Below are 16,732 nucleotides of genomic sequence, written 5' to 3' on the forward strand. Positions count from 1 at the left end.
TTATGCGTTGGATAGCTTATCCAGTCAAATGCCTGATCTGCGGTATTTTGGCAATGCAGATTTATTTTGCGTTGCAGATTGCTTTATGGAGTGGCTTAGATCCTGACAGTACAGCATTTCAGAGGGCTGAACGCTGGCGCTTATGTTCCTGGCATTGGTCTTGCGAAGTCCATTCCAAATGGGTCCCTTACAACAAAATTTCCAACAATCTCAAGCGTGCTGTTTTGGTGAGTGAAGACGATATCTTTTTTCAACATAAGGGAGTGCGTGTCGAAGATATGCAAAAAGCATGGGAAAAGAATCAGCAAAAATCCCAATTTAAGAATGCCCCGAAGACAGCTTTGCGGGGAGGTTCAACCATTACTCAGCAATTAGCTAAGAATTTATTTTTGTCTTCAGAGCAAAATTATTTACGCAAAGGGCAGGAACTGATCATTACTGGGCTCCTTGAGCTAATTTTGTCAAAACAACGTCTATTTGAGATTTATCTCAATTCGGTGGAGTGGGGTGAGGGAGTTTTTGGGATCGGGGCTGCTTCACAGCACTATTACGGGATACCACCGGCTGCCTTAGATTTGGATCAAGCAGCAGCACTTGCTTCTGCCTTGCCAGCCCCAAAGTGTTTTGATAAAGCGCAATATTGTCGCAAGGCCAATATTCACTTTCCAACTCGTCAAGAATTCATTCTAGAAAATATGGGTCGTGTCGCATTAGCACCCATATCACCGGTACCTAAAAATACTAAGTAGTCAATTTATTTTGCGGCAGCTGCCCTTAGGGCATCGCGCGTGTTTTGTGCTGCTACTCTTGCTGCTTCAGCAAAGTCACCACCTGAGCTTGCATACAAAATTGCTCTGGATGAATTAATGATCATCCCGGTACCGGGTGCACCTAAAATGCGACCGGCTTTCACGGTGGCATCAATATCACCACCTTGAGCGCCAATTCCAGGGATGAGCAGTGGCATTTCGCCAACGATCGCACGCACCTTCGCAATTTCTTCCGGGAAGGTGGCGCCAACCACTAGGCTGATTTGGCCAGAGCGGTTCCACTCTTGTGCAGCGAGCTTGGCTACATGTAAATACAGCGGCTCGTTGTTAGAAGCAACATTGAGAAATTGCAAATCCGAGCCGCCAGGATTGGAGGTGCGACAAAGCACGATGACACCTTTGCCAGCGAATTTGAGATACGGTTCAATCGTGTCAAACCCCATGTAAGGGTTGACGGTCACAGCATCTGCGCCATAGCGCTCAAAAGCCTCCAGAGCATAGTGGTCGGCGGTACTGCCGATATCACCACGTTTGGAATCCAAAATCACGGGAATGTGGGGGTATTTATCTTTTAGGTGGCCAATCAACTTTTCTAGCTGGGCCTCTGCTCTTTGGGAGGCGAAGTAAGCAAATTGTGGTTTGAATGCACAGACCATATCTGCAGTGGCATCAGCGATTTCACGGCAAAACTCAAAGATGCCCTCAGACTTCCCTTGGAGGGAGCTTGGTAGCCTTTTAGGATCTGGGTCAAAACCAATGCACAGCATGCTACCTTGGGAAGCCCATGCAGACTGGAGTTGCTGGTTAAAGGTATTTGAGTGAGCGTTCATTGGATTTGGCTTATTTTAGAGAAACTGTCATGGTCTATAGGATAAACTAGCGCACATTCCTTAGGAGTTCACCATGATCAACTTGTTCGTCCTGCAAAATGGCCGCCTCTCTCAAGAGCAAGTGGAAGATCGCAATGAATTGTTGCAATACACCAATCCTATCTGGATTGACGTAGTTGATCCAGAAGAAGAAGAGTTGATTTGGATTAAAGAGGCATTTGGGGTACTTTTACCTGAGTTGGATGACTTGGGCGATCTAGAGGCTTCAGCCCGATACTTCGAAGCCGATGACGGCCATCTCCATATTCGTACGGATTTCTTACTGGACGAGGAAGAAACTTCGCGTAACGTCCGCGTGGCGTTTGTTCTCACTAAGCAGGTTTTGTTCTCCATTCATGATGAAGATCTACCGGTATTCCGTTTAGTCCGTTTGCGTGCACGTTTGCGCCCCGGATCGGTAAGCAATGCAAAAGATGTGTTGCTCGATTTGTATTCCACCGATGCTGAATACTCTGCAGATGCTCTAGAAGAGGTTTATGAAAACCTCGAGCAAGCGGGTAAACGTGTCTTATCTGACAACATTAATGATGCTGATGCTGCTGAAGTTTTGGAAACAATAGCCACCGAGGAAGATACCAACGGCCGTATCCGTCGCAATGTCATGGATACCCGTAGAGCCTTATCTTTCCTAATGCGTAGCAAGTTACTATCCGATGAGCAGCAAGAGGAAGCGCGCCAAATTTTGCGCGATATTGATTCCTTAGAAAACCACACTGCATTCTTATTCGATAAGATTAACTTCTTAATGGATGCGACTGTGGGTTTTATTAACTTGAACCAATCGAAGATTATTAAGATCTTCTCGGTGGTATCAGTTGCCCTCATGCCACCAACTTTATTGGCCAGCGTTTGGGGCATGAACTATAAGTACATGCCAGAGTTGGACTTGCCTTGGGGATATCCAATGGCAATTGGCGCCATGGTGATTTCAGCAATTATTCCTTTGGCCTACTTCCATAGCAAAGGTTGGATGAAGTAATAGCTCGTCTACTAAGCGCTGAGCAATCTGTGTAGCTCAGTCAAAGCATATTCAGCGGCTTGCTCCCGAATGGCTGATCTATCCCCAAGAAATAATTTGGTTTGGCATGCGATCAGATTTTCGCCGTCTTGATCGTACATTGACCATCCAAAGCAAACCGTTCCAACGGGTTTTTCTGGTGTGCCCCCAGTTGGTCCAGCTATTCCTGTAATGGAGACCCCAACATGGGCTCCAGCCATACGCTGAGCACCTTGAGCCATGGCTTTGGCCACCGGCTCACTCACTGCGCCATGAGATTGAATGAGTTCAGCGGGTACGCCGAGACATTCTGTTTTGGCTTCATTGCTGTAAGTGATATAGCCCCGCTCAAACCAAGCACTAGATCCTGATAACTCGGTCAATTTGGCACAAACCAGGCCACCTGTACAAGATTCAGCCAGTGCAAGCTTCCAATTTTTGGCAAGCAAGAGCTGGGCGATAGATTGAACTAGATTCATCAGATGCATTATTGAACTAGAGTTTGAAATAAGGCAATGAGTAATAGCGTGCAGAAAGCTGCAGCAAGGTCATCGACCATGATCCCAAAGCCACGCCAAAGGATTTGCAGTGGAGTAGATGGTGCTAAGTTGCTGGCATCAAAGTTTTTAAAGTGCCGATCGATCATTCCAATTGGACCTGGCTTGACGGCATCGAAGAAGCGAAAGAGTGCAAATGCAGCTGCTTGCATCCAAAAATGAGTAGGTGTGATGAATAGCAGCACAATCCAAAAGGCAATGATTTCATCCCAAACAATGCCACCAAAATCTTTCTTACCTAATTCTTCACTCACCTGGCCGCAGACCCAGCATCCTAGTAACACACCGCCAGCAATGATCCATACAAAATCTTCGGTAGATAGAAAATACTCACCAATCAAGAAGGCTGCCCAAGCCCAGAGAGTGCCGACAGTGCCTGGTGCAATAGGACTTAAGCCGCTACCAAAGCCAAAGGCGATAGTACGACTTGCGGTTTGCAGCACCCATCGAAGATTGGGTTTGATCTCTGTTGAGTGTTCAGAAAAAGTCATGATGCAAAGTGGTCAAATGATTTGAGGAATGACTGTGTTTCAGATTCACTCAGCAAATTTCCTTGAGTATTGCGTAAGGCTATCCGTTTGCTTGAATTTTCTTTTGCCACAATTTTGCCAATGCAAGTCAGGGGTAAATCAAATGCCTTGCTGATTTCAGCAATTGCATTACTTTGAGCACTTGACGCGGTGAAACACAATTCATAATCATCACCACCACAAGTTGCAAATTGATTTTGAATGTCAATAGACTGTTTTTGGAGAGTGATCGATTTGGGAATTTGATTTAAGAAAATTTCTGCATTGACATCGGATTGTTTGAGAAGATGTTGCAGATCACCGAGCAGTCCATCAGATACATCTAGCGCTGAACTTGCAATGTCACGCAGTTTGATCCCAAGTTCCAATCTAGGGGTGGGTTCATGCATGCGGTGGGCAATATGCATGAAGTCTTCCTCAGAGAGCTTGATTTCATGACGCAGTGCAGCAAGAGCAAGTCTTGCATCTCCCACTGTTCCGGAAACCCAAATTTGATCGCCCACTTTTGCCCCTGATCTGCGTATGGCTTTCCCGGCAGGAGTGCTGCCAATCGCTGTGATGGAGATGGTGAGGGGCCCGGCAGTAGTGTCCCCACCAATGAGTGGGCAGGCGTACTGGCTGGCGATACTAAAAAGCCCCTTAGAAAACCCTTCTAGCCAGACCAGATCAGGCTTCGGTAAGGCAATCGCTAGTGTGAATCCAAGTGGTTTTGCACCCATTGCCGCTAGGTCTGAGAGGTTAACTGCCAGGGCTTTGTAGCCCAGAGATTGAGGATTGGCATCTGCAAAAAAATGCCTGCCTTCGACCAGCATATCGCTGGTAATTGCGAGGTCCTCCCCTGAGGGTGGCTTGAGCAGGGCGCAATCATCGCCAATACCTAAGGCAATGGCGTTGCTCGGACCGCCGTTCGAGTGCATAGCGTCCGCACCCGATTTAAAAAAGCGGGCAATCAGATCAAATTCACCAAGAGGGCCAGATTCAGAATGCATGTCCCATTTTATGGCTCTTGGGATCCTGACGCTCGAGAGGAATAGAATTAGACACTTCAATACGTCTTACCAAAGAGTTGACTGATGAGCAAAGAAAACAATAAAGAGCAACAAATTGCAGCCCTGAGAGAGGCCGCACTTCAATATCACGAGTTTCCGACTCCGGGCAAGATTGAGATAGCCCCAACCAAACAATTAACCAATCAACGTGATTTAGCGCTTGCTTATACGCCTGGCGTTGCGGCCCCTTGTGAAGAGATCGTAAAAGATCCAGCGAATGCTTTTAAGTACACGTCTCGCGGTAATTTGGTTGGTGTGATTACTAACGGTACTGCAGTTCTAGGCTTAGGAAATATTGGACCATTGGCAAGTAAGCCGGTCATGGAAGGCAAAGCTGTACTCTTTAAAAAGTTTGCAGGCATTGATGTTTTCGATATCGAAGTGAATGAAAACGACCCTGACAAGTTAGTTGAAATTATTGCTGCACTTGAGCCCACATTTGGCGGCATTAATTTAGAAGACATCAAAGCGCCAGACTGTTTTGTGGTTGAACGCAAGTTGCAAGCGCGCATGAAGATTCCCGTCTTTCATGATGATCAGCATGGCACTGCCATTGTGGTGGCAGCTGCGATCCTGAACGGCCTCAAGGTTGTTGGCAAGGATGTTGGCAATGTAAAGCTAGTGACCTCCGGTGCAGGTGCTGCGGCGCTAGCCTGTTTAGATCTATTGGTTGACTTGGGAATTCCTCGCAAAAATATTTGGGTAACCGATTTGGCGGGCGTTGCATACAAGGGTCGTAAAGAATTAATGGACCCAGAAAAAGAGCCATTCTGTCAAGAAACTGATTTGCGGACTTTGGATGAAGTCATTGCAGGCGCAGATATTTTCTTAGGTCTTTCTGCGGGTGGCGTGCTCAAACAAGACATGGTTAAGAAGATGGCTGATAAGCCATTGATTTACGCATTGGCAAACCCCACCCCAGAAATCTTGCCTGAGGAAGTGAAAGAAGTTCGCCCTGATGCAGTAATGGCTACTGGCCGTACTGACTATCCTAATCAAGTCAATAACGTTTTGTGTTTCCCATTTATTTTCCGTGGCGCACTCGATGTAGGTGCTACCACCATTACTCGTGGCATGGAAGTTGCTGCAGTAAAGGCTGTAGCTGAACTGGCCCAAGCAGAACAAAGTGAAGTCGTAGCTTCCGTTTACGGCATTGAGAACTTATCCTTTGGACCTGAATACCTCATTCCAAAACCATTTGATCCGCGTTTAATTACTGTGATTGCTCCTGCGGTTGCAAAGGCAGCGATGGATGATGGCGTTGCTTCTCGCCCAATCAAAGATTTTGATGCCTATCGCAACCAGTTACAACAGTTTGTATATCACTCTGGAACTTTGATGAAGCCGCTCTTCAGTATTGCGAAGCGCGTACCAGCGAATCAAAAACGCATTGTGTTTGCTGAGGGTGAGGATGAGCGTGTATTGCGTGCTGTGCAAATCATTATTGATGAAAACCTGGCTACTCCAATCTTGATTGGTCGTCCAGCGGTGATTGAGCATCGTATTGTCAAGTTTGGTTTACGCATGAAGATGGGTGAGGATTTTGAAATTGTTAACCCAGAAAATGACTCGCGCTTCCGCGATTTCTGGCAAACCTATTTAGGCCTAACTGAGCGTAAGGGTGTTACAGAGTCTTTTGCTAAGCTAGAAATGCGTCGCCGCAATAGCTTGATTGGCTCAATCATGATTAGCAAGGGTATGGCTGATGGCATGATTTGTGGAACGGTTGGCAATTCGGCAACCCATCTGAAATACATTGACGAAGTAGTGGGTCACGAGCCTGGTGCAAAAGTGTATGGCGCTATGTCTGGATTAATTCTTCCGGGGCGCCAAGTATTTTTAGTGGATACGCATATCAACATTGATCCAAGCGCTGAGCAGTTGGCTGAACTCACGCTGATGGCTGCGAGTGAAATGCGCAAATTGGGATTGGTACCAAAAGTTGCGCTACTCTCTCATTCCAATTTTGGTTCAAGCAATGCTCCTTCAGCAGTCAAAATGCGTGAAGTATTGGCATTAATTAAGGTGGCGGATCCAACCTTAGAAGTGGACGGCGAAATGCACGGGGATAGCGCTTTAGACGCAAGCATCCGCGAAGGTGCCGTCACTTCATCTCCATTGAAGGGAGATGCCAACCTCTTGGTTATGCCAAATATTGATGCTGCTAACATTTCTTACAACTTGTTAAAAACTGCAGCAGGCAATGGAATCGCTATCGGACCATTGTTATTGGGTGTTGCTAAGCCTATTCATATTCTGACTCCAGCAGCTACCGTTCGCAGGATCGTGAATGTGACAACTTTGGCAGTAGTAGAGGCTGCTAGCAACGCTAGAGGCATCAATTAAGACCACAAAATATATGTAAGTTAGTGATAACTTACATATATTTAATTTATATAAATCAATAACTTATATAAAAAGTGCTGTATTTGGGCTTGATTTGATGGGCTGTTACGGGTAACCTAACACCCATCATGAATAATCGCTCAGAAATCAGCAATACAGCCAGCTTCGACGAACAGAGCCGTGCTGAAAGTTGGGATAGTAATGATCGACTCGAAACCGAATCATCTGCTGCCAACGTATATGCCCAAGGTGGTTTATCTCGCTTACAAAACTACGCAGCAAATCAAGTCTCGGGAAAAAAAGTGACCGCTTCTTGGCGTGCTGCTTTGGCCGTTCGCGATGCAGGACCTCCCGCAATGTTGCGTAGTGTCCGCACTAACATTGTGCAGTCGATCCGCGCTTTTCGTACACCGGATTTGCAAGAGGCTGCTACAGAACTTGGTCAACATTTTATTTATGCCAATTGCGCAAATGCAATGACTAAGGGCGAAGTATTAGAAGCGATTGCGATTGCTTACTCCTTTACCAAGCAGCAAGCTAAAAATTTCGATCCCTTGCTGGATGCTTTGACAACAATTACCGACAAAGCTGGTCAACAGCCAGGATTTGTAGTGGTGTTGGAAGGCTTACCTTGCACTCAGAAATTCGATAAAGAGGCGCGTGAAACATTATTAGATGTGTTCCGTGATGCTGTTGACTATTGGGCTGAACGCCGCACACCTTATCGCGTCTTCTACTCTTTCGCCTAAGCTTTAGTTCATTGACTCTCAGCCCTAAAATCGCCTCTATTTGAGGCGATTTTGCATTTCTGGATTCCAGATGCTGTGTACGGTTGTGATCGCAACTACGCCTGCAGTTTCAGTTCTCAGCACACGCTCTCCTAGAGAAACGATTTGATATCCAACAGCTTGGGCCTGAGCCTCTTCCTCTGGCGAGTGACCGCCCTCAGGGCCAATCATCAGCACAATATCTTGAGGATCTGTATCTATTAAAACGGAGTACATCGTCTTGGTAGCATCTGGACTGAGCAAGAGTTTGAGTTTGGCCTGAGATGCTGACTGTAAGTAGGCATCAAAAGTTTGGATGGGCTCTAAGCTTGTTAAGACAGTTCGATCGCATTGCTCACACGCTGCTTGAATAATCCCCATCCAATGAGTTTGGCGTTTTTGCGCACGCTCCAGATCACTAATGCGGGTCAGTTTCAAGATCGAGCGCTCACACTGCACGGGTGCAATCACTTGGGCGCCAGTTTCAACGGCCTTTTCCACGATCCAATCCATCTTGTCTCCACCAGCAAGCCCTTGAGCCAAAGTAATGGCATAAGGAGTCTCACGATGGGTATCTAATCGGATATCGCTTAGCTGGGCTTGCCCGGTTTTCCCGCTCAAAGAAAGCAGTTCGGCCTGAGCTACCTGGCCTTTGCCATCAAATACCGGAAAGGATTCCCCAGTCTGGATACGACGTACTCGCAAATGGTGGGCCACCTCAGGGGTGAGGGGGGTAGGCTTTTGGGATTCCCATGGTCCGGGAAGATAAAATTGAGGCATTACTGAAATATAGCCAATTTATTTTCCTCGAGACCACTTTTACGATGTCAAACCTTCAAATACGCATGGCCAATGCGATTCGTGCTTTATCCATGGATGCAGTTCAGCAGGCAAATTCAGGTCACCCTGGTATGCCGATGGGTATGGCGGATATCGCTGTTGGGCTTTGGAACGAGCATTTAAAACATAACCCCACTGATCCCCATTGGATTGATCGCGATCGTTTTGTATTGTCGAACGGGCATGGATCCATGTTGTTGTATTCGCTCTTGCATTTATCTGGCTACGATTTGCCGATTGAAGAATTAAAAAATTTCCGCCAATTGCATAGCAAGACACCGGGACATCCTGAGTACGGAATTACTCCGGGTGTTGAAACTACTACCGGTCCACTCGGCCAAGGTATTTCGAATGCAGTAGGTATGGCTCTTGCTGAGAAATTACTCGCAGAAGAATTTAATCGCCCAGGTCATAACATCATTGATCACTACACCTATGTATTTTTGGGTGATGGTTGTTTGATGGAAGGTATCAGCCATGAAGTGTGTTCATTGGCTGGCACCTTAAAGTTAAATAAGTTAATTGCGCTTTGGGATGACAACGGTATCTCGATTGATGGCAAGGTCGTTTCTTGGTTTAACGAAGATACGCCAAAACGTTTTGAGGCTTATGGCTGGAACGTCATTCGTGCTGTAGATGGCCATGATGCAGAGGCAGTATCTGCCGCTATCGCTAAGGCCAAGAAAAGCGATAAACCGACTCTCATCTGCTGCAAAACCGCTATTGGTCAAGGTTCGCCAAACATGGCTGGTAGCGATAAAGTACATGGATCACCTCTCGGTGCCGCTGAAATTGCTGCCACTCGGGTAGCCCTCAATTGGCCTTATGCTCCTTTTGAAGTTCCTAAAGATATTTATGCGGCATGGGATTTTAAAAAGCGTGGTCAAGCTGCTGAGCATGAGTGGAATAAAGAATTTCAGAAATATAAAAATAAGTTCCCAGAGCTTGCCTCGGAATTGCAGCGTCGCATGCAAGGTGATCTATCAAAAGACTTTTCTGCAACTTTGCGTGCGTATTTAAAAACTTGCCAATCAAAAGCAGAAACGATTGCTACTCGTAAGGCGAGTCAGAATGCCATCGAGGCATTGGCTCCAGCCTTGCCAGAATTTATGGGTGGCTCTGCTGACTTAACAGGTTCTAACTTAACCAATTGGTCAGCATGTAAACCTGTACGTGGTGATCAATGGGGTAATCATATTAATTACGGCGTACGTGAATTTGGTATGAGCGCCATCATGAATGGCATTGCCTTGCATGGTGGCTATATTCCGTTTGGGGGCACCTTCTTAACCTTCTCTGATTACAGTCGTAACGCGCTGCGTATGGCTGCTTTGATGAAGTTGCGTAGTATCTTTGTCTTTACCCATGACTCTATTGGTCTAGGAGAGGATGGCCCTACCCATCAATCAGTAGAGCATGTTGCCAGCTTGCGCCTCATTCCGAATCTGATGGTTTGGCGTCCTTGTGACACCACCGAGAGTGCTGTAGCCTGGGGCTCAGCCATTGAGCGTAAGAATGGTCCTAGCGCTTTAATCTTTAGTCGCCAAAACTGCCCATTTGTTTCTCGTGATAGTCAGCAGATTAAAGATATTGCTCGGGGCGGCTATGTCTTGCGTGATCCCCAGTCCGGAAAGATTGATGCAGTCATCATCGCCACGGGATCCGAAATTGCGCTCGCCATACAAACTGCGCAGCAGTTAGAAGGCGAAGGTTTGGGTATTCGTATCGTTTCAATCCCATCAACAACGGTTTTTGATCAGCAAGACGCTGCATACAAAGCCACTGTGTTACCAGGCAATATTCCTCGCATTGCTGTAGAAGCGGGAGTAAGTGATTTCTGGTGGAAATATGGCTGTGCTGCTGTGCATGGTGTTGATACCTTTGGCGAGTCTGCACCTGCAGGGCAGTTGTATGAATATTTTGGTTTAACAGCGGTTCAAATTGCAAAGACTGTTAAACAATGCATCGCTCAGAAGTAATGCGAGTCATGCGAAATCCATTCAATATTAGTAAGGGGAAATAAATGACAATACGTGTCGCAATTAATGGTTATGGGCGCATCGGTCGCATGGTATTACGTGCCTTATATGAAGACCAGGTCAATGGTAAGCCACGTCGTGATATCAAAATCGTTGCGATCAACGCCATGGGTGATATCGCTATCAATGCGCACCTTACACAGTATGACTCAGCGCACGGTCGTTTTCCTGCAGAAGTCAGTGTCGACGGCGATTACATGGTGGTCAATGGCGATCGCATCAAGATGTTCTGTACTCGTAATCCCGCTGAAACTCCGTGGGGTGAGTTGGGTGTAGATTTAGTTTTGGAGTGTACGGGCAAGTTCACTTCAAAAGAAAAGGCGATGATTCATATTCAGCAGGGCGCCAAAAAAGTATTGATTTCTGCTCCTGGTGAAAAAGATGTGGATGCAACTATTGTGTACGGCGTTAATCAAAATGTATTAAAGCCAAGTGACGTCGTTGTCTCTAACGCGAGTTGCACCACGAATTGTTTGGCGCCATTGGTAAAACCGTTGTTGGAAAACATTGGGATTGAGTCAGGCTTGATGACCACTATTCATGCATTCACGAACGACCAAGTATTGACAGATGTGTATCACAAGGATATGCGTCGTGCCCGCTCTGCTGTCAGCAGCATGATTCCCACTAAGACTGGTGCTGCAAAAGCAGTAGGCCTAGTATTGCCAGCTTTAGCAGGACGCTTTGATGGTTTTGCGATGCGCGTGCCGGTAATTAATGTTTCTGTTGTGGATTTAACCTTTGCGGCCAGTCGTGCCACTAGCGTTGATGAGGTTAATGCAATCTTGAAGACGGCTAGTGAGGGCGAACTCAAGGGTATCCTGGGCTTCAATACATTGCCTTTGGTATCGATTGACTTTAACCATGATCCCCGTCCAAGTATTTATGATGCCTCCCAGACTCGCGTGTCTGCTGATGGTAAGTTGGTCAAAGTATTGGCCTGGTACGACAATGAGTGGGGATATTCAGTGCAAATGCTCAATGCAGCAGAGGCATTGATGGCTGTTAAGTAATTAAAAGTGCTTATCTGTAGCTAAAATTCGGTAAAAATCACCTTTTTAGCGAAAATGATTTAAAAAGACCTCGAATTGAGGTCTTTTTAAATTCTGCAGCAGCGAAATTGGCCAGAAAAGTGCTTATTTTTGCTTATTTCGGCAGTTTTTCTTCTGGCAATGGCCGTACATGGCTAATGAGTGCTCTTGAAGCTTAAACCCCAGGTTTTTGGCGATATCCCGCTGCCTTTTTTCGATTGCCTCGTCTACGAATTCCTCAACATGGCCGCAATCTAGGCAAACGAGATGATCGTGGTGGTTGCCTTCGTTTAGCTCGTAGATTGCGCGGCTATCCCCTTTGCTGGACTCAAAATGGCTGCGTAGCAGGAGTCCGGCTTGTTCAAACTGGGTGAGAACACGATAGACCGTCGCCAGGCCGATTTCTTGATCTTCTTTAGCGAGGGCCATAAAGACATCTTCAGCACTAAAGTGGGTGCCTCCATTTTGATGAAAAAAATCCAGAATTTTCATGCGTGGCCCAGTGGCTTTGAGGCCAATATCACGCAAATTTGCTGGTGTAGGGTTTTGGGTCGTATTCATGGCTTTGGGAGCTAAAATCAATATCTTAATGATACGGCCAGCTATGCAAAATTGCTTTGAACTTTTTAGTCGTTTTTTGAACCCCGCATTTAAGGGGTTTTATGGATCTGCCCGCCTCGGGTTTGTAGCGCTCGCCCTATTTGGGTTATTGGGAATCGGTGGTTGCACCTCAGCCGTTGATGAAACCCAACGTAACTGGGCTAATAAAATTTTTAGACCCTATGTTCCAGATATTGTGCAGGGAAACTTTATTTCGAGTGAGCAGTATGCAAAGTTGCAGCTAGGCATGAGTCGCGAACAAGTTCGGCAAATTTTAGGAACCCCTTTATTGGCAAGTTATTTTCATGCAAATCGCTGGGATTACATCTTTGAATTTAAACGAGAGGGTCAGATCATCGGCAAAGAGCGCCGTGTAACAGTCTTCTTCGACGGCGATAAGGTAGTGAAGTTTCAGGGGGATGCTTTGCCTACCGATATTGAGATGGTGGCTGAGATTGATAACTATGCAAAGATCAAACGTTCATTTTGGGATGTCATTACAGGGTCAAATAAAGCACCCGTAACACCACCCCTGCAATCGCCTGAATTGTTGGTGCCAAGTCCTACCGATAACTTACCTAAGGGGGCGGCGGTACCACCCATTCCCGCAGAAGCTAAAAGTTCCTTCTGGGATTTCTTCGGCTCATCTAACAAGCCGGCAGATGGACAAGCAGTGCCAGCATCCGAGACATTGGGTCCTGGCGCCATGAATATTCCGCAGCCAACTGAAGTAAAGCAATAACACGTTTATTAGAAGCGAATACATATGATGAAGATTGCCATTGCAGGAGCCACTGGTCGAATGGGCAAGATGTTGATTGAGACTGTCCTCAATAGCTCTGATGCTCAACTGGTTGGTGCACTTGAGCATGCTGCTTGCCCACAGTTGGGGGGGGACGCGGGCGCATTTTTGGGAAAAAAAACAGACGTGAAGATCTCTGCAGATGTTGCTCAGGTTTTAGCTAGTGCTGAGTTTTTAATTGACTTCACAAGACCCGAGGGCACGATGGCGCACCTCGCCGTTGCTCAAACCACAGGCACCAGGATGATTATTGGGACAACTGGCTTGAGCGCTGATCAGATTGCGAATTTAAAAAAAGCCTCTGCTCAGATAGCAATCGTTTTTGCTCCGAATATGAGCGTAGGCGTGAATGCGACATTTAAGCTGCTTGAGATTGCTGCCAAGATGCTTAATGAGGGTTACGACATTGAAATTATCGAAGCGCATCATCGCCATAAGGTAGATGCACCTTCAGGTACTGCGCTCAAGATGGGCGAAGTCATTGCAGATGCATTGGGTGAAAAGTTAGATGATGTCGCTGTATATGCACGTGAGGGGCACACAGGAGAGCGTAAGGAAGGCTCAATTGGGTTTGCAACCATTCGTGGTGGCGATATTGTTGGCGATCATACCGTGCTGTTTGCTGGTGATGGCGAGCGGATTGAGATTAGTCACAAGTCATCTAGTCGCCAGTCTTATGCTCAAGGATCTTTGCGCGCCGCGCGCTTTTTGCAATCCCAATCTTCTGGTTTGTATGACATGCAAGATGTATTGGGTTTGCGTAAATAAGACCCCGCTACCATTATTAAAATAAGAAGAAAAGAGTTGTCTTGAATGAGTAAGGATTACGACTACCGCAGTATTGAAGCGGCAGCGCAAGCTGATTGGGAAAGCGCGCAAGTCTATCGAGTGTCAGAAAATGCCGTCGATGCATCTGGCAATCTAAAAGCAAAGTTTTACGCCTGCTCTATGCTTCCTTACCCTTCCGGTAAGTTGCATATGGGGCATGTACGCAATTACACGATCAATGATGTGATGGCTCGCCAACTGCGTATGCAGGGCTATAACGTATTAATGCCGATGGGCTGGGATGCCTTTGGTATGCCTGCTGAAAATGCAGCAATCCAAAATAAAGTTCCTCCCGCAAAGTGGACTTACGACAACATTGCTTACATGAAAAAGCAAATGGCCGCGATGGGTCTAGCGATTGATTGGTCTCGAGAAGTTGCAACGTGTAATCCAGATTATTACCGTTGGAACCAATGGCTTTTTTTGAAGATGTTGGAAAAAGGCATTGCTTATCGTAAGACTCAAGTGGTGAATTGGGATCCGATTGATCAAACCGTTCTTGCAAATGAACAAGTGATTGATGGGCGCGGCTGGCGTTCTGGAGCCTTGGTCGAGAAGCGGGAGATCCCAGGTTATTACTTCAACATCACTGCATACGCCGAACAATTACTTTCTGGTTTGGATGGCTTGGGCTGGCCTGAGCGCGTAAAGACCATGCAGCAAAATTGGATTGGCAAAAGCCGTGGCGTACGCTTTGCTTTTAAGCATGAGATTGCCGATGACCATGGCAACTTTATTCAAGATGGACTTTTGTATGTCTTCACAACTCGTGCGGACACCATCATGGGCGTTACCTTTTGTGCCGTAGCTGCGGAGCATCCCTTGGCAACGAAGGCAGCCGCCAACAATCCTGCTTTAGCGAGCTTTATTGAGAAATGTAAAACGGGCAGTGTGATTGAGGCTGACTTAGCTACCCAAGAAAAAGAGGGTATGTTTACTGGCCTCTATGTAAGGCACCCACTCACAAATGAGCCTGTACCAGTTTGGGTTGGTAATTACGTTCTAATGTCATATGGTGATGGCGCCGTGATGGGTGTACCCGCCCATGATGAGCGTGATTTTGCTTTTGCACTGAAATACGATTTACCAATTAAACAAGTGATTGCTCTAAACGGCGAGTCACCTATCTTCAATGCGACTCATTGGGAAGATTGGTATGCGCAAAAAGAGGGCGTCATTTGCTTTAATAGCAAACAGTACGACGGTCTCTCTCATGACGAGGCGGTCAGTGCTGTGGCTAGAGATTTAGAAAAGATGGGTATTGGTGAAATGAAGACCACCTATCGATTGCGCGACTGGGGAATATCACGTCAGCGTTATTGGGGTACCCCCATCCCAATTATTCACTGTGGCGATGAAGCTCATCCAGGCTGTGGCGCTGTTCCAGTACCCGAATCAGACTTGCCAGTCGTATTGCCAGAAGATTGCGTACCCGACGGTAGTGGTAATCCATTGAATAAGCGCACAGACTTTTTAAATGTGAACTGTCCGAAGTGTGGCAAGCCCGCCCGCCGTGAGACTGACACGATGGATACCTTTGTAGATTCTTCCTGGTATTTCATGCGCTATACCGGGCCTAATGCTAAGACCATGGTGGATGAGCGTAATGAGTATTGGATGCCAATGGATCAGTACATTGGCGGCATTGAGCATGCGATTTTGCACTTACTCTATGCGCGTTTCTGGACTAAGGTAATGCGCGATCTTAATTTAATTACCTTTGATGAACCATTTCAAAACTTGTTAACGCAAGGAATGGTGCTTAATGAAACATATTACTCAGAGGATGCCTCTGGTAAAAAAACTTGGCTTAATCCATTAGACGTAGAACTCAGTCTCGACGATAAAGGTCGGCCAGTCGGCGCCAAGCTCAAGGGTGATGCATCTAACGCCCCGATTGTGGTAGGTGGCGTTGAGAAGATGTCTAAGAGTAAGAACAACGGGGTTGACCCACAAGCGCTCATTGATGAGTATGGTGCCGATACTGCCCGCTTATTTGTGATGTTTGCCGCACCACCAGAGCAGCAGCTTGAGTGGTCTGGAGCGGGTGTGGAGGGTGCATCTCGCTTCTTACGCCGGGTGTGGTTGTATTCCAGTAGTCAGGCGAATGTACTTTGCGCTGCGCAAGATTCTTTACCAAATCACTTGAACGATGCTGAAAAAGAGTTGCGTCGTGAAGTGCACACTATTTTGAAGCAAGCAAACTTTGACTATCAACGTCGCCAATACAACACCGTAGTTTCTGCAGCAATGAAAATGCTCAATGTCCTTGAACCAATTAAGCTAGATCAAGGCACTCAAATTAGCCCATCGGTCTTGCGTGAATGTTTGAGCATCTTGTTACGAGTGCTCTATCCAGTAGTTCCTCATTTAACCCACGTGCTTTGGAAAGAAATGGCTTACGCCAAGACCTATGGCCAGCTTCTGGACGCCCCTTGGCCATTGGTAGATGAGGCTGCTTTAGTCCAAACTGAGATCACCTTGATGCTGCAAGTGAATGGGAAGTTACGAGGTGAGATACGGGTTCCCGCCGATGCAAGCAAAGAGCAGGTTGAGGCATTGGCATTACAAAGTGAGCCTGCAGCTAGGGCTTTAAATGGCGGATTACCTAAGAAAGTAATTGTCGTTCCTGGCCGCCTTGTCAATATTGTTGCTTAATCAATTACTCTAACTAGAATCTAAAAAT

Annotated in this window: 15 protein-coding genes; 9 read left to right on the plus strand and 6 right to left on the minus strand. The window is 46.5% G+C overall.

Features of this window, described 5'->3' with window-relative positions; all coding sequences use genetic code 11:
* Positions 1–2 precede the first annotated feature (2 nt).
* Positions 3–749, plus strand: coding sequence for a monofunctional biosynthetic peptidoglycan transglycosylase (gene mtgA, locus IEN92_RS04665; RefSeq protein WP_216161019.1), 747 nt, complete (start codon positions 3–5; stop codon positions 747–749).
* 5 nt (positions 750–754) lie between these two features.
* Here mtgA and pyrF read toward each other — a convergent pair whose 3' ends face one another.
* Positions 755–1,600 carry an orotidine-5'-phosphate decarboxylase gene (gene pyrF / locus IEN92_RS04670; RefSeq protein ID WP_216161022.1) on the minus strand — a complete coding sequence of 282 codons (846 nt, stop codon included), beginning with the start codon at positions 1,598–1,600 and terminating at the stop codon, positions 755–757.
* Positions 1,601–1,673: 73 nt separating this feature from the next.
* On the opposite strand from pyrF, the gene corA reads away from it, so the two are divergent.
* Positions 1,674–2,639 carry a magnesium/cobalt transporter CorA gene (corA, locus tag IEN92_RS04675; RefSeq protein WP_215375055.1) on the plus strand — a complete coding sequence of 322 codons (966 nt, stop codon included), beginning with the start codon at positions 1,674–1,676 and terminating at the stop codon, positions 2,637–2,639.
* An 11-nt stretch (positions 2,640–2,650) separates the two neighbouring features.
* Here the strand turns inward: corA and IEN92_RS04680 are convergent, their stop codons facing one another.
* From IEN92_RS04680 to thiL, 3 genes are read right to left on the minus strand one after another with little or no spacing between them, the layout of a single operon-like run.
* Entirely contained in the window at positions 2,651–3,145 is a 495-nt protein-coding gene (locus tag IEN92_RS04680; protein ID WP_216161025.1) for a CinA family protein, read from the minus strand.
* The gene (locus tag IEN92_RS04685) at positions 3,145–3,705 is read right to left on the minus strand and encodes a phosphatidylglycerophosphatase A (protein ID WP_216161028.1); all 561 of its coding nucleotides are present in this window, start codon (positions 3,703–3,705) and stop codon (positions 3,145–3,147) included. Before IEN92_RS04685 ends, IEN92_RS04680 begins: the two co-directional genes overlap by 1 nt.
* Positions 3,702–4,733 (minus strand): thiamine-phosphate kinase, encoded by a 1,032-nt coding sequence (gene thiL, locus IEN92_RS04690; protein ID WP_216161031.1) that lies wholly within the window; start codon positions 4,731–4,733, stop codon positions 3,702–3,704. Before thiL ends, IEN92_RS04685 begins: the two co-directional genes overlap by 4 nt.
* A gap of 84 nt (positions 4,734–4,817) precedes the next feature.
* Here thiL and IEN92_RS04695 point away from each other — a divergent pair, with 84 nt between their 5' ends.
* Together IEN92_RS04695 and IEN92_RS04700 are read left to right on the plus strand one after the other, a co-directional pair.
* On the plus strand, positions 4,818–7,139 hold the full coding sequence (locus IEN92_RS04695; RefSeq protein WP_216161034.1) for an NADP-dependent malic enzyme: 2,322 nt from the start codon (positions 4,818–4,820) through the stop codon (positions 7,137–7,139).
* 128 nt (positions 7,140–7,267) lie between these two features.
* The gene (locus tag IEN92_RS04700; RefSeq protein WP_216161037.1) at positions 7,268–7,888 is read left to right on the plus strand and encodes a barstar family protein; all 621 of its coding nucleotides are present in this window, start codon (positions 7,268–7,270) and stop codon (positions 7,886–7,888) included.
* Positions 7,889–7,924: 36 nt separating this feature from the next.
* Here the strand turns inward: IEN92_RS04700 and IEN92_RS04705 are convergent, their stop codons facing one another.
* Complete coding sequence (locus IEN92_RS04705) at positions 7,925–8,686, minus strand: 16S rRNA (uracil(1498)-N(3))-methyltransferase (protein ID WP_216161040.1); 762 nt, start codon at positions 8,684–8,686, stop codon at positions 7,925–7,927.
* A 44-nt stretch (positions 8,687–8,730) separates the two neighbouring features.
* Between IEN92_RS04705 and tkt the strand changes: the two genes are divergently transcribed.
* Entirely contained in the window at positions 8,731–10,725 is a 1,995-nt protein-coding gene (gene tkt, locus IEN92_RS04710) for a transketolase (protein WP_223146550.1), read from the plus strand.
* Between the two features lie 44 nt (positions 10,726–10,769).
* A complete protein-coding gene (gene gap, locus IEN92_RS04715) occupies positions 10,770–11,798 on the plus strand; it encodes a type I glyceraldehyde-3-phosphate dehydrogenase (RefSeq protein ID WP_216161043.1) in 1,029 nt (342 codons plus the stop codon).
* A 123-nt stretch (positions 11,799–11,921) separates the two neighbouring features.
* On the opposite strand, the gene fur is transcribed toward gap, so the two are convergent.
* Complete coding sequence (gene fur / locus IEN92_RS04720; protein ID WP_216161045.1) at positions 11,922–12,377, minus strand: ferric iron uptake transcriptional regulator; 456 nt, start codon at positions 12,375–12,377, stop codon at positions 11,922–11,924.
* A gap of 43 nt (positions 12,378–12,420) precedes the next feature.
* Here fur and IEN92_RS04725 point away from each other — a divergent pair, with 43 nt between their 5' ends.
* Genes IEN92_RS04725 through leuS form a run of 3 tightly spaced genes read left to right on the plus strand, consistent with a single transcriptional unit; the run spans position 12,421 to position 16,704 of the window.
* On the plus strand, positions 12,421–13,158 hold the full coding sequence (locus IEN92_RS04725; RefSeq protein ID WP_216161048.1) for an outer membrane protein assembly factor BamE: 738 nt from the start codon (positions 12,421–12,423) through the stop codon (positions 13,156–13,158).
* Positions 13,159–13,176: 18 nt separating this feature from the next.
* Positions 13,177–13,986 carry a 4-hydroxy-tetrahydrodipicolinate reductase gene (gene dapB / locus IEN92_RS04730; RefSeq protein ID WP_216162184.1) on the plus strand — a complete coding sequence of 270 codons (810 nt, stop codon included), beginning with the start codon at positions 13,177–13,179 and terminating at the stop codon, positions 13,984–13,986.
* A 45-nt stretch (positions 13,987–14,031) separates the two neighbouring features.
* Entirely contained in the window at positions 14,032–16,704 is a 2,673-nt protein-coding gene (leuS, locus tag IEN92_RS04735) for a leucine--tRNA ligase (RefSeq protein ID WP_216161051.1), read from the plus strand.
* Positions 16,705–16,732: the final 28 nt, after the last annotated feature.

The sequence above is a fragment of the Polynucleobacter sp. MWH-Creno-3A4 genome (genome assembly GCF_018881885.1).
In the GTDB taxonomy this organism is placed as follows: domain Bacteria; phylum Pseudomonadota; class Gammaproteobacteria; order Burkholderiales; family Burkholderiaceae; genus Polynucleobacter.

Coding starts and splice junctions, on each gene's coding strand:
- mtgA (WP_216161019.1), top strand. CDS start 3: ATGCGTTGGATAGCTTATCCAGTCAAATGCCTGATCTGCGGTATTTTG.
- pyrF (WP_216161022.1), bottom strand. CDS start 1,600: ATGAACGCTCACTCAAATACCTTTAACCAGCAACTCCAGTCTGCATGG.
- corA (WP_215375055.1), top strand. CDS start 1,674: ATGATCAACTTGTTCGTCCTGCAAAATGGCCGCCTCTCTCAAGAGCAA.
- IEN92_RS04680 (WP_216161025.1), bottom strand. CDS start 3,145: ATGCATCTGATGAATCTAGTTCAATCTATCGCCCAGCTCTTGCTTGCC.
- IEN92_RS04685 (WP_216161028.1), bottom strand. CDS start 3,705: ATGACTTTTTCTGAACACTCAACAGAGATCAAACCCAATCTTCGATGG.
- thiL (WP_216161031.1), bottom strand. CDS start 4,733: ATGCATTCTGAATCTGGCCCTCTTGGTGAATTTGATCTGATTGCCCGC.
- IEN92_RS04695 (WP_216161034.1), top strand. CDS start 4,818: ATGAGCAAAGAAAACAATAAAGAGCAACAAATTGCAGCCCTGAGAGAG.
- IEN92_RS04700 (WP_216161037.1), top strand. CDS start 7,268: ATGAATAATCGCTCAGAAATCAGCAATACAGCCAGCTTCGACGAACAG.
- IEN92_RS04705 (WP_216161040.1), bottom strand. CDS start 8,686: ATGCCTCAATTTTATCTTCCCGGACCATGGGAATCCCAAAAGCCTACC.
- tkt (WP_223146550.1), top strand. CDS start 8,731: ATGTCAAACCTTCAAATACGCATGGCCAATGCGATTCGTGCTTTATCC.
- gap (WP_216161043.1), top strand. CDS start 10,770: ATGACAATACGTGTCGCAATTAATGGTTATGGGCGCATCGGTCGCATG.
- fur (WP_216161045.1), bottom strand. CDS start 12,377: ATGAATACGACCCAAAACCCTACACCAGCAAATTTGCGTGATATTGGC.
- IEN92_RS04725 (WP_216161048.1), top strand. CDS start 12,421: ATGCAAAATTGCTTTGAACTTTTTAGTCGTTTTTTGAACCCCGCATTT.
- leuS (WP_216161051.1), top strand. CDS start 14,032: ATGAGTAAGGATTACGACTACCGCAGTATTGAAGCGGCAGCGCAAGCT.